10 protein-coding genes are annotated in these 11,284 nt (G+C 68.3%); 2 read left to right on the top strand and 8 right to left on the bottom strand.

All coding sequences use genetic code 11. The features are described 5' to 3' along the window. Window positions 1-7: 7 nt before the first annotated feature. Genes AB4Z46_RS11270 through AB4Z46_RS11250 form a run of 5 tightly spaced genes read right to left on the bottom strand, consistent with a single transcriptional unit; the run spans window position 8 to window position 5,804 of the window. A complete protein-coding gene (locus AB4Z46_RS11270) occupies window positions 8-802 on the bottom strand; it encodes an enoyl-CoA hydratase/isomerase family protein (RefSeq protein ID WP_442283583.1) in 795 nt (264 codons plus the stop codon). Then, complete coding sequence (locus AB4Z46_RS11265; RefSeq protein WP_442283582.1) at window positions 799-1,311, bottom strand: DinB family protein; 513 nt, start codon at window positions 1,309-1,311, stop codon at window positions 799-801. Before AB4Z46_RS11265 ends, AB4Z46_RS11270 begins: the two co-directional genes overlap by 4 nt. Window positions 1,312-1,316: 5 nt before the next feature. Further along, on the bottom strand, window positions 1,317-2,921 hold the full coding sequence (locus tag AB4Z46_RS11260; RefSeq protein WP_442283581.1) for a carboxyl transferase domain-containing protein: 1,605 nt from the start codon (window positions 2,919-2,921) through the stop codon (window positions 1,317-1,319). Further along, the gene (locus tag AB4Z46_RS11255; protein WP_442283580.1) at window positions 2,918-4,621 is read right to left on the bottom strand and encodes an AMP-binding protein; all 1,704 of its coding nucleotides are present in this window, start codon (window positions 4,619-4,621) and stop codon (window positions 2,918-2,920) included. The genes AB4Z46_RS11260 and AB4Z46_RS11255 overlap by 4 nt, the downstream gene beginning before the upstream one ends. Window positions 4,622-4,631: 10 nt before the next feature. Next, window positions 4,632-5,804, bottom strand: a complete 1,173-nt coding sequence (locus AB4Z46_RS11250) for an isovaleryl-CoA dehydrogenase (protein ID WP_442283579.1) — start codon at window positions 5,802-5,804, stop codon at window positions 4,632-4,634. 128 nt (window positions 5,805-5,932) lie between these two features. On the opposite strand from AB4Z46_RS11250, the gene AB4Z46_RS11245 reads away from it, so the two are divergent. Beyond that, the gene (locus AB4Z46_RS11245) at window positions 5,933-6,985 is read left to right on the top strand and encodes an AraC family transcriptional regulator (RefSeq protein WP_442283578.1); all 1,053 of its coding nucleotides are present in this window, start codon (window positions 5,933-5,935) and stop codon (window positions 6,983-6,985) included. 74 nt (window positions 6,986-7,059) lie between these two features. After that, window positions 7,060-7,263 carry a hypothetical protein gene (locus AB4Z46_RS11240; RefSeq protein WP_442283577.1) on the top strand — a complete coding sequence of 68 codons (204 nt, stop codon included), beginning with the start codon at window positions 7,060-7,062 and terminating at the stop codon, window positions 7,261-7,263. A gap of 4 nt (window positions 7,264-7,267) precedes the next feature. Here AB4Z46_RS11240 and AB4Z46_RS11235 read toward each other — a convergent pair whose 3' ends face one another. From AB4Z46_RS11235 to thiC, 3 genes are read right to left on the bottom strand one after another with little or no spacing between them, the layout of a single operon-like run. Next, window positions 7,268-8,644 (bottom strand): patatin-like phospholipase family protein, encoded by a 1,377-nt coding sequence (locus AB4Z46_RS11235; RefSeq protein WP_442283576.1) that lies wholly within the window; start codon window positions 8,642-8,644, stop codon window positions 7,268-7,270. An 8-nt stretch (window positions 8,645-8,652) separates the two neighbouring features. Next, window positions 8,653-9,345: an HAD family hydrolase gene (locus AB4Z46_RS11230; protein ID WP_442283575.1), complete on the bottom strand. Its 693-nt coding sequence runs from the start codon at window positions 9,343-9,345 to the stop codon at window positions 8,653-8,655. A 39-nt stretch (window positions 9,346-9,384) separates the two neighbouring features. After that, window positions 9,385-11,265: a phosphomethylpyrimidine synthase ThiC gene (gene thiC, locus AB4Z46_RS11225; RefSeq protein WP_442283574.1), complete on the bottom strand. Its 1,881-nt coding sequence runs from the start codon at window positions 11,263-11,265 to the stop codon at window positions 9,385-9,387. Between the last annotated feature and the right edge of the window lie 19 nt (window positions 11,266-11,284).

The raw sequence follows: 11,284 nt of genomic DNA, 5'->3' as shown, positions 1-11,284 counted from the left end.
GCCCGTGTCAAGCGGTCAACCACGACGGCTTGCGCTTCTGCAGGAACGATTGAACGCCTTCGCGTCCTTCTTCGCTCGCGCGGATGTCGGCAATGCCCTGCACCGTCTTCGCCACCAGCGCATCGTCGATCTCCTGGCCCGCCACGTCGGCAATCAGGGTCTTGCAGGCGCGCACCGCGGCCGGACTGGCGCTGGTGAGCGCCTTGACGATCTCGGCCACCTTGGCGTCGAGCGCGTCGGCCGCCACCACCTCGTGCACGAAGCCGATGCGATGCGCCTCGGCCGCCGCGAAACGCTCGGCCGTGAGGAACCAGCGCTGCGCCGCGCGGGTACCCATCGCGCGCAGCACATAGGGGCTGATGGTCGCCGGGATCAGACCGATCTTGACCTCGCTCAGGCAGTACCAGGCGGTGTCGACGCTGACCGCGATGTCGCAGGCCGCGACCAGCCCCATGCCGCCGGCATAGACGTCGCCCTGCACGCGCGCGATCACGGGCTTGGGGCATTCGTGGATCGCGCGCAGCATGGCGGCCAGGCCGCCGGCGTCGGCGATGTTCTGCTCGTGCGTGAAGTCGGCCGCGCGGCGCATCCAGTTGAGGTTGGCGCCGGCGCAGAAGGCCGGGCCGTTGGCGCCGAGCACGATCACGCGCACCCCGGCGGCGGCGCTCGCCTGCGCGAAGGCTTCGCCCAGTTCGCGGATGACGACGTCGTCGAAGGCGTTGCGCAGCTCGGGCCGATTGAGCCAGATGCGCGCGACCGCGCCGTCGATCGAGAGTTCCAGTGTGGTGAATGACGTGCTCATGAAGTCCGCGCCTCCTGTTGAAGCAGATAGACCCAGTCCAACTCGGGCCCGGGCTGGACCATCGCGGTCAGCGCGGCGGTGAGCTGGCCACGATGATGGGTCGCATGGTTGAAGACATGGCCGAGGGCCGGCGCGAAGGGGATGCGCACCTCTTCGCCGTTGTTGCGCGTATAGGCCAGTTCGCCATCGAAGCACTCGGGCGCCAGGGCCGCGAGCCACGGGCTCCAGCGCGTCACGGCCCGGCCGAGCGCCTCGCAGACCTCGGCGCGATCGGCGTGCAGTTCGGTGTTCAGCGGCAGGCGCAGCGATTGGCCTTCGGCGAAGCGCGCGAACCAGATGTTGTCTGTCACCAGCAGGTGGTTGACCGTGCGGTGCACCGAACGAAAGTAGAGACCGCAGTCGCGGTGCCAGTCCGCATCGGACAGGCCCGCAAGGTTCGAAGCGATCAGCTTCTGCGTGGCCCACACATGGTAGCGCGCGAGGCTGGCGAAGTAGTTCGGCAATGACATGGCGCTCACATGCGGAAGATGCCGAACTTCGGCTCGGGGATCGGCGCATTGCGCGCGGCCGCCAGGCCCAGCGCCAGCACGCGGCGGGTGTCGGCCGGGTCGATGATGCCGTCGTCCCACAGCCGCGCGGTGGCGTAGTAGGGATGGCCCTGGACCTCGTACTGCTGGCGGATCGGCGACTTGAAGGCCTCTTCTTCCTCCGCGCTCCAGCTTCCGCCCTTGGCCTCGATGCCGTCGCGCTTGACCGTGGCCAGCACGCTCGCGGCCTGCTCGCCGCCCATCACGCTGATGCGCGCGTTGGGCCACATCCAGAGGAAGCGCGGCGAGTACGCCCGGCCGCACATGCCGTAGTTGCCGGCACCGAAGCTGCCGCCGATGATGATCGTGAACTTGGGCACGTTGGCCGTGGCCACCGCGGTCACCATCTTGGCGCCGTGGCGCGCGATGCCCTCGTTCTCGTATTTGCGCCCGACCATGAAGCCGGTGATGTTCTGCAGGAACACCAGCGGCGTCTTGCGCTGGCAGCACAGCTCGATGAAGTGGGCGCCCTTCTGCGCCGATTCGCTGAACAGGATGCCGTTGTTGGCGACGATGCCCACCGGCATGCCCTCGATCTCGGCGAAGCCGCAGACCAGCGTGCTGCCGAAGCGCGACTTGAACTCGTGGAACTCGCTGCCGTCGACGATGCGGGCGATGATCTCGCGGACGTCGAAGGGCTTGCGGGTGTCGGTCGGGATGACGCCGTACAGTTCCTCCGCAGGATAGGCGGGGGCGCGGACCACGGAAGGATCGGGCGCTTGCGCCCGATTGCCACCCAGGTTCTTCACTGCCGAGCGCGCCAGCGCCAGCGCATGGAGGTCGTTCTGCGCCAGGTGATCGGCCACGCCCGACAGCCGCGTGTGGACGTCGCCGCCGCCCAGGTCCTCGGCGGTCACGACCTCGCCGGTGGCCGCCTTCACCAGTGGCGGCCCACCCAGGAAGATGGTGCCCTGGTTCTTGACGATGATGCTCTCGTCGCTCATCGCCGGCACATAGGCGCCGCCGGCGGTGCAGGAACCCATCACGACCGCGATCTGGGCGATGCCCTGCGCGCTCATCTGGGCCTGGTTGTAGAAGATGCGGCCGAAGTGGTCGCGGTCCGGGAACACCTCGTCCTGGTTCGGCAGGTTGGCGCCGCCGGAGTCGACCAGGTAGATGCAGGGCAGGCGGTTCTGCTCGGCGATCTCCTGCGCCCGCAGGTGCTTCTTGACCGTGACCGGGTAGTAGGTGCCGCCCTTCACCGTGGCGTCGTTGCACACGATCATGCAGTCGACGCCGCTGACGCGGCCGATGCCCGCGATCAGGCCCGCGCCCGGCGCCGCGCCGTGGTACATCGCATGCGCGGCGAGTGGCGCCACCTCGAGGAAAGGCGTGCCCGGGTCGAGCAGCTGCGCCACGCGATCGCGCGGCAAGAGCTTGCCGCGCGCCGTGTGCTTGCTGCGCGCGGCCTCGCCGCCGCCGGCCTCGACCTTGGCGAACTGCGCGTGCAGGTCGTCGACCAGCGCGCGCATGGCCGTGGCGTTGGCCTGGAAATCGGCCGAACGGGCATTGAGTTTCGTATCCAGCTTCATGCGGTCTTGTCCTCGTCCAGCCCCAGTTGGTGCTTCATTGCTTCACGTATCTTGAACTTCTGGATCTTGCCCGTGACCGTCATCGGAAACTCGGTCACGAACTCGATGTATCTCGGCACCTTGTAGTGCGCGATCTGCCCCTTGCAGAACTCGCGCACCTCCTCGGCGCCCAGGCTCTGGCCCGGCTTGGCGATGATCCAGGCACAGAGCTCCTCGCCGTATTTCTTGTCGGGCAGGCCGACCACCTGCACGTCCTGCACCTTGGGGTGGCGGTAGAGGAACTCCTCGATCTCGCGCGGGTAGATGTTCTCGCCGCCACGGATCACCAGGTCCTTGATGCGGCCAACGATGTTGACGTAGCCCTCGGCGTCCATCGTCGCGAGGTCGCCGGTGTGCATCCAGCCGTCTGCGTCGATGGCTTCGCGGGTCTTCTCCTCGTCTTCCCAGTAGCCGTGCATGACCGAGTAGCCGCGCGTGCAGAACTCGCCCGTTTCACCCGGCGCGACGATCTCGCCCGTCACCGGGTCGATGACCTTGATCTCCAGATGCGGCTGCACCGTGCCGACGGTGGACACGCGCTTGTCGAGCGGCGTGTCGGTCGAGCTCTGGCAGCTCACCGGGCTGGTCTCGGTCATGCCGTAGGCGATCGTGATGTCGCGCAGGTGCATCTGGCCGACCACGCGCTTCATGACCTCGGTCGGACACGGCGATCCGGCCATGATGCCGGTGCGCAAGGTCGAGAAGTCGAACTCCTCGAAGCGCGGATGGTCGAGCTCGGCGATGAACATGGTCGGCACGCCGTGCAGCCCGGTGCACTTCTCGGCCTGCACCGTCCGCATCACCGCCAGCGGGTCGAAACCGTCGTTCGGGTAGACGATGGTCGCGCCGTGCGTGAGGCAGGCCAGGTTGCCCAGCACCATGCCGAAGCAGTGGTAGAGCGGCACCGGAATGCACAGCCGGTCGACCGGCGTGAGCTTCATGCACTCGCCGATGAAGAAGCCGTTGTTCAGGATGTTGCGGTGCGTCAGCGTCGCGCCCTTCGGAAAGCCCGTGGTGCCGCTGGTGAACTGGATGTTGATCGGGTCGGTGGCCTTGAGCGTCTTCGCGATCGCGTCGACCTGCGGGTCGTCGGCCCGGCCGCTGTCGTGCAGCGCCGAGAAGCGCAAAAGCCCCGGCAGCTCGCCTTCCTCGCCGGCCGCATCGATCCAGGCCACCGTGCGCAGGTGCGGCAGCCGGGCCGCCTTCAATGCACCGGGCGCCGCCGCGGCCAGCTCGGGCGCCAGCTCGCGCAGCATGCCGACGTAGTCGCTGGTCTTGAAGCTCTTCATCGTCACCAGTGCCTTGCACGCGACCTTGTTGAGCGCGTATTCGAGCTCCGAGGTGCGGTAGGCCGGGTTGATGTTGACCAGGATGATGCCGACCTTGGCGGTGGCCAGCTGCATCAGCACCCAGGGCGCGTTGTTGTGCGACCAGATGCCGATGCGGTCGCCGGGCACCAGCCCGAGCCCGAGCAGGGCGCTGGCGAGCCGGTTGACCTCGCGCTGCAGTTCGCGGTAGCCGTAGCGCTTGCCCTCGTGCACGCTGACCAGTGCTTCGTGGTCGCCCTGCCGCGCGGCCATGTCGTCGAAGAAATCGCCGAGGGTCTGTTCGATCAGCGGCACGTCGGTGGCGCCTTGCGCCAGGCTGCGCGTCAAGGTCATGGCAACTCCTTCAGGCGGTTTCGGCGAACAGCTCGCGCCCGATCAGCATGCGCCGGATTTCGCTGGTGCCGGCGCCGATCTCGTACAGCTTGGCGTCGCGCCACAGCCGGCCGACCGGAAACTCGTTGGTGTAGCCCACGCCGCCCAGCGCCTGGATCGCCTCGCCGGCCATCCAGGTGGCCTTCTCGGCCGAGTAGAGGATGGCGCCGGCCGCGTCCTTGCGGAAGGTGCGCGCATGGTCGCTGCGGTCGCAGGCCTTGCCGACGGCATAGACGTAGGCGCGGGTGGCCTGCCAGGTCGAATACATGTCGGCCAGCTTGCCCTGCATCAACTGGAACTCGCCGATGCTCTGGCCGAACTGCTGGCGCTCGTGGACGAAGGGCAGCACCGCGTCCATGCAGGCCGCCATGATGCCCAGCGGGCCGCCCGACAGCACGGCGCGCTCGAAGTCCAGGCCGCTCATCAGAACCTTGGCGCCCAGGCCCTCGCCGCCCAGGACGTTCTCCTCGGGCACTTCGCAGTTGTCGAAGTAGAGCGGGAAGGTGTTGGAGCCGCGCATGCCGAGCTTGTCGAGCTTGGTGCCGGCCGAGAAGCCCTTGAAGCCCTTCTCGACGATGAAGGCGGTCATGCCGCGGGCGCCCATCTCGGGCTCGGTCTTGGCGTAGATCACCAGCGTGTCGGCATCGCCGCCGTTGGTGATCCACATCTTGCCGCCGTTGAGCACGTAGCGGTCGCCCTTCTTCTCGGCCCGCAGCTTCATGCTCACCACGTCGGAGCCGGCATTGGGTTCGCTCATCGCCAGTGCACCCACGTGCTCGCCGCTCACCAGCTTGGGCAGGTACTTCTTCTTCTGCGCCGCGCTGCCGTTGCGGTGGATCTGGTTGACGCAGAGGTTGGAGTGCGCGCCGTAGGAAAGCCCGACCGAGGCCGAGGCGCGCGAGACTTCTTCCATCGCGACGATGTGCGCGAGGTAGCCGAGCTCGGTGCCCCCGTATTCTTCCTTGACGGTCATGCCGTGCAGGCCGAGGTCGCCGAGCTTCTTCCAGAGGTCGGCCGGGAACTGGTTGTCGCGGTCGATGTCCGCCGCACGCGGTGCGATCTCGTGGGCGGCGAAGTCCTGGATCGCGTCGCGCAGGGAATCGATGGTGTCGCCCAGGTCGAAGTTCAGGCCGGGATCGTGCATGGTTTGTCTCCTTGGTCGGTCGGGCCCGCGCGGAACTGTCCCGCGCGGAAAGGCGCAGCTTACGCCGTGTGCCGGTGCATTTGGCGCCACAATGGTTGCAAATCGCGCCACACTTGCCGCACACCCATATGCCCTCTTCGCCGCTCCAGAGTACCCGCCGCGCGGCCACGCCAATGGCCTTCGTACAAGCGATCGTGCGGGGCTACGAGCGCTATGGCGTCGACCCTTCGGCGGCCTTGGCCGAGGCACAGATCGCGCCGCGTGAACTCGCCGATCCAGCCGCCCGCGTGACCGCGGCGCAATTCGAGACGCTGTCCGGCTTCGCGATGCAGCAACTCGACGACGAGGCGCTCGGCTGGTTCACGCGCAAGCTGCCCTGGGGCAGCTACGGCATGCTGTGCCGGGCCTCGCTGGGCGCGCCCGACCTGGGCGTGGCGATCAAGCGCTGGTGCCGGCACCTGCGGTTGCTGACCGACGACATCACGCTCGACCTGTCGCTGGCCGGCGGCCTGGCGACGGTGTCGATCACCGAACACCGCTCGCTGGGCGGCTTCCGCGAGTTCTGCCTGGTGTCGAACCTGCGCTTCCTCCATGGCTACGCCAGCTGGGCCATCGATTCGCGGGTGTCGCTCGCGGCCGCCACGTTTCCGTTCGAAGCGCCGCCCCACCGCGAGGCCTATCCCCTGATGTTCGGCCCCAGCCTGCGCTTCGGGGCCGCCAGGGCCAGCTACAGCTTCGACCCCCGCTACCTGGCGCTGCCGCTGCGGCGCGACGAGGCGGCACTGCGCACCATGCTGCGGCGCGCCCTGCCGCTCACGGTGCTGCAATACCGCCGCGACCGCCTGCTCGGGCAGCGGGTGCGCGAGCTGTTGCGCACCCGCGCCGCGGAAGGTGCGACCGCCGACGCCCTGGCGGCCCTGCTGAACCTGTCGAGCCGCACCCTGCACCGCCAGCTGTTGGAAGAAGGCGTGTCGCTGCAGGCGCTCAAGGACGAGATCCGGCACGAAACGGCGGCCGACCAGTTGCGCCGTACCGACCGGCCGATCAAGCAGATCGCGCTGGCGGTCGGATTTCGCAATGAGAAAAGCTTCTCTCGCGCGTTCCGTGGCTGGGCCGGCGTCGCCCCTGGCACATTCCGGCGGCACGGCCTGCCGCCGCGCAGCGGGGCCGGGAATCCGTGAAATAGTGCGTCCAACAAGGCCCGACAAGTCGACGTCCGACACGGAGACGGCCCGCCGCGGCCTACGATCGCCGCATGCAGCAGATTCCAGACACCGACAGCTCGGCCTTCGCCGACCTGATGGACTTCATCGCCACCTCGGGGCGCACCCGCAACAACGGCTTCGTGACCGAGAACGCGGACCAGCTGGTTTCGCACATGTGGGCGGACCGGGCCCAGGCGATGACGCTCTCGCTCACCACGATGGCCAAGGCCACGCTGCCGCGCGGAAACGCCTGAGCCTTCAGTCCTGGGCTGCGCCCAACGATTTCTTCAATGCCTGGAAATCGGGCGAGCGCTGCAGCACGCTGCGCCCCGCCGCGATCAGCCGCGTCACCTCTTCGTCGGTGATCGAGAACGCGGTCGGCACCTGCAACAGCCGTTGCCGCAGTTCGCCATCCGCGGCATCGCGCAGGTTGACCTGCACCACGTGGATCTCGGCATCGGGCGCGAAGGCATCCGAACCGTCGAGACTGCGCGACTTGAGGTCTTCACGCCATTGGCGCGCGGTGTCGAGCAGGAACTCCTGCGTTTCCAGGGTCGCGCGCGCGCCGGCGCCGAACAGCAGCGTGTCGGCGACTCCCCTGACGCCGGGCACCCTGTCGCTCTGATCGATGTTGTTGGCCGGATCGCGGGCCGAATTGACGCTGATCACCACCAGCTTGCGCACGCTGCCGCGCGGAATGCCGACTTCCTCGAAGCTTTCGCGCAAGCCGCCGCCGACCAGCGCGCGGTCGAGCAGCCGCCGCACCGCGAGGTTGTCGGCCACGCCGCCATCGACCAGGTGGATGAAGGGCCGGCTCTGGGCGTCGAGGTAGCTGTTGGCCTGCATGCGGAACATGCGGGCCCGGTAATTGCCGCCGCCGCGGACGGCCAGCCGCGGCACGATGCCGCGCTCGCGGCAGACCTGCGAATGGTTCTTCAGCGTCAGCGGACTCAGCAGGATCGGCACCGCCGACGAAGCCGCGACCGCGAAGGACAACGGCACGCTCTGCAGGTCCGAGCAGATCAACGCGAACTGGTCGGCGGTGAACTCGAAGGGCGTGCCCAGCGACATGTCGGTGGCCGCGATCACCAATTGCGGGTGGCGCGCGCTGCTCTCGATGTCGGCGTAGGTCTTGCCCTCGTAGATTTCGTCGAGCCGGCGCATCAGCAGATGGCTGCGCCCGTACCAGGGCGAGGTCAGGTCGTACAGGCTGCGGGGCCTCAGCGCCTGCAGGATCAGGCTGTTCTGGAAGTTCTGGCGCAGGAAATCGCGTTCGAAATCGGGCAGTTTCTCGGCGCCGAAGGCCGCGTAGTAGGCCGCGAGGATGCTGCCGCCCGAGACGCCGCTGATCACGTCGGTGGCGTCGAGCAGGTCGCTGTGCCGACCGTTCAGGTCGAACTTGGTGCGCCGCAGCTCGGCCAGTACGCCATAGCCGAAAGCGGCGGCGCGGGCACCGCCGCCCGACAGCGTGACGGCCACCAGGATGGTCGGATCCCGGCCCGACTCCGGCGCCATGATGACGGAGGGCGACGGCGGCCGGTCGACCAGGGGATCGTTGAGCCACGGCCTCAACGATGAACAGCCCGCCACGCAGGCAGCGATCAGCAGACCACAGAGCGCGCGCAGGCCGAGCATCGGGGCTTTCAGGCGAACGCGGGACGCCAGTCGGCCAGCAGCGCCGGCAGCTGTTCCATGTCCGTGAAGACATGCGCCACGCCGACGGCACGCAGCGCTTCGGGCCCGCTGTGGCCCAGGTCGGTCGGGCTGTAGCCGAACACGGTGGCGCCGGCGGCGACGCCGGCCATCGCCCCGGTCACCGTGTCCTCGACCACGGCGCAGCGCGCCGGGTCGATGCCGAGCGCGGCCGCGGCGGCCAGGTAGACGTCGGGCGCGGGCTTGGAGCGCGGGGTTTCGTGGCCGCTGAAGATGCGGCCTTCGAAGCAGTCGAGCAGACCGATCTTCTCGAGTTGCAGTTCCACCTTGTGGCGATCGGCACCCGAAGCGCAGGCGATGCGGCCGTCCAGCGCCGCATGCAGGGCGCGCACGGCCCGCGCGGCGTTGGGAATGGCGAGCAGGTCGCGCTCCAGCGCCTCGTTGCGGCGGCCGCGGAAGCCGTGCAGCCATTCGGGCGTGATCGCGAAGCCGGTGTTCGCCTCGATCAGCGCGGCCTCGTCCTTGACCGCCTTGCCGGTGAAGATCCGCATCGACTCCTCGACGCTGAGGCTCCAGCCGAGCTCGCCGAGCATCTCGGCGAGCACGCGGTTGGTGATGGGTTCGGAGTCGACCAGGACGCCGTCGCAGTCGAACAGGACGGCGTCGAAGGGGATGGAATTCATGGGGGCGATCGTAACAACGAACCCCCGAAGGCACCCGAATCAGGCCGGCTGGATCGGAATGTAGAGCTCGCCGCCCGCGGCCTTGAACTCGGCCGACTTGCCGGCCATGCCGTCCAGGGCCGCGTCGCTCGCCTCGATGCCGCGCTGCGCCGCGTACTCGCGCACCTCCTGCGTGATCTTCATCGAACAGAACTTCGGTCCGCACATCGAGCAGAAGTGCGCCACCTTGCTGCTGTCCTTGGGCAGGGTCTCGTCGTGGAACTCGCGGGCGGTGTCCGGGTCGAGGCCGAGGTTGAACTGGTCCTGCCAGCGGAACTCGAAGCGTGCCTTGGACAGCGCGTCGTCGCGCGAGCGGGCGCCCGGATGCCCCTTGGCGATGTCGGCCGCATGGGCCGCGATCTTGTACGCGATGATCCCCTGCTTGACGTCGTCGCGGTCCGGCAGCCCCAGGTGCTCCTTGGGCGTCACGTAGCACAGCATCGCGGTGCCGGCCCAGCCGATCATCGCGGCGCCGATCGCGCTGGCGATATGGTCGTAGCCCGGCGCGATGTCGATGGTCAGCGGGCCGAGCGTATAGAAGGGCGCCTCGTGGCAGTGCTTCAGCTGCTCGTCCATGTTGGCCTGGATCAGGTGCATCGGCACATGGCCCGGGCCTTCGATCATGGTCTGGACGTCGTGCTTCCAGGCGATCTGCGTCAGCTCGCCGAGGGTGCGCAGTTCGGCGAACTGGGCCTCGTCGTTGGCGTCCGAGGCGCAGCCGGGGCGCAGGCCGTCGCCGAGCGAGAAGCTCACGTCGTAGGCCTTCATGATGTCGCAGATGTCCTCGAAGTGCGTGTAGAGGAAGCTCTCCTTGTGGTGCGAGATGCACCACTTGGCCATGATCGAGCCACCGCGCGAGACGATGCCGGTGCGCCGGTCCGCCGTCAGGTGGATGAAGGGCAGCCGCAGCCCCGCATGGATCGTGAAGTAGTCCACGCCCTGTTCGGCCTGCTCGATCAGCGTGTCGCGGTAGATCTCCCAGGTGAGGTCCTCGGCCACGCCGCCGACCTTCTCGAGCGCCTGGTAGATCGGCACCGTGCCGATCGGCACCGGGCTGTTGCGAACGATCCAGTCGCGCGTGGTGTGGATGTTGCGGCCGGTCGAAAGATCCATCACGTTGTCCGCGCCCCAGCGGATCGCCCAGACCAGCTTCTCGACCTCTTCCTCGATGCTCGAGGTGACGGCCGAGTTGCCGATGTTGGCGTTGATCTTGACCTTGAAGTTGCGACCGATCGCCATCGGCTCGACTTCGGGGTGGTTGATGTTGGCCGGGATGATGGCACGGCCGCGCGCCACTTCGTCGCGCACGAATTCGGGCGTGATGATCTTCGGGATGCGGGCGCCCATCGGGTTGCCGGCCAGCCGCTTCTCGCGCGCCTCGTCGGCCGTGTACTCGGCCATCCATTCGCGGCGGCCGTTCTCGCGCAGCGCCACATACTCCATCTCGGGCGTGACGATGCCACGCCGCGCGTAGTGCATCTGCGTCACGTTGGCACCGGACTTCGCGCGCCGCGGCGTGCGCTGCAGCGCGGCGGCGCCGGCACGCAGTTCGGCGATGCGCCGGGCGTCGCGGTCGGCATGCGTTGCGCCGTCGTCGAGCGCCAGGTGCAGCCGGCCTTCGTAGCGCTCGGTGTCGCCGCGTTCGGCGATCCAGGCGTCGCGCACGCCCGGCAGCCCGCGACGCACGTCGATGTCGGCGGCCGGATCGGTGTACGGGCCGGAGGTGTCATAGAGCGAGACCTGCTCGCCGTTGGTCAGCGCAACCTCGCGCACCGGCACCCGCAGGTCGGGCCGGCTGCCGGCGATGGCGCCCTTGGTCGAGGCGGGAAAGGGCTCGCGCGTGAGCGTGAGCAGGGAAGCGAATTTGTCGCTGGCATTCATGCGGGGCACTCCTGTTTGG

Source organism: Variovorax sp. M-6 (assembly GCF_052114385.1).
Taxonomy (GTDB): domain Bacteria; phylum Pseudomonadota; class Gammaproteobacteria; order Burkholderiales; family Burkholderiaceae_C; genus Variovorax.
Note: the sequence above shows the minus strand (reverse complement) of the source record. Positions and strands in the feature narration are given on the sequence as shown.

What these genes read in the sequence shown, in the direction of transcription:
- AB4Z46_RS11230 (WP_442283575.1), bottom strand. Translation starts at nt 9,345, where the DNA reads ATGAATTCCATCCCCTTCGACGCCGTCCTGTTCGACTGCGACGGCGTC.
- AB4Z46_RS11235 (WP_442283576.1), bottom strand. Translation starts at nt 8,644, where the DNA reads ATGCTCGGCCTGCGCGCGCTCTGTGGTCTGCTGATCGCTGCCTGCGTG.
- thiC (WP_442283574.1), bottom strand. Translation starts at nt 11,265, where the DNA reads ATGAATGCCAGCGACAAATTCGCTTCCCTGCTCACGCTCACGCGCGAG.
- AB4Z46_RS11255 (WP_442283580.1), bottom strand. Translation starts at nt 4,621, where the DNA reads ATGACCTTGACGCGCAGCCTGGCGCAAGGCGCCACCGACGTGCCGCTG.
- AB4Z46_RS11245 (WP_442283578.1), top strand. Translation starts at nt 5,933, where the DNA reads ATGCCCTCTTCGCCGCTCCAGAGTACCCGCCGCGCGGCCACGCCAATG.
- AB4Z46_RS11260 (WP_442283581.1), bottom strand. Translation starts at nt 2,921, where the DNA reads ATGAAGCTGGATACGAAACTCAATGCCCGTTCGGCCGATTTCCAGGCC.
- AB4Z46_RS11240 (WP_442283577.1), top strand. Translation starts at nt 7,060, where the DNA reads ATGCAGCAGATTCCAGACACCGACAGCTCGGCCTTCGCCGACCTGATG.
- AB4Z46_RS11270 (WP_442283583.1), bottom strand. Translation starts at nt 802, where the DNA reads ATGAGCACGTCATTCACCACACTGGAACTCTCGATCGACGGCGCGGTC.
- AB4Z46_RS11250 (WP_442283579.1), bottom strand. Translation starts at nt 5,804, where the DNA reads ATGCACGATCCCGGCCTGAACTTCGACCTGGGCGACACCATCGATTCC.
- AB4Z46_RS11265 (WP_442283582.1), bottom strand. Translation starts at nt 1,311, where the DNA reads ATGTCATTGCCGAACTACTTCGCCAGCCTCGCGCGCTACCATGTGTGG.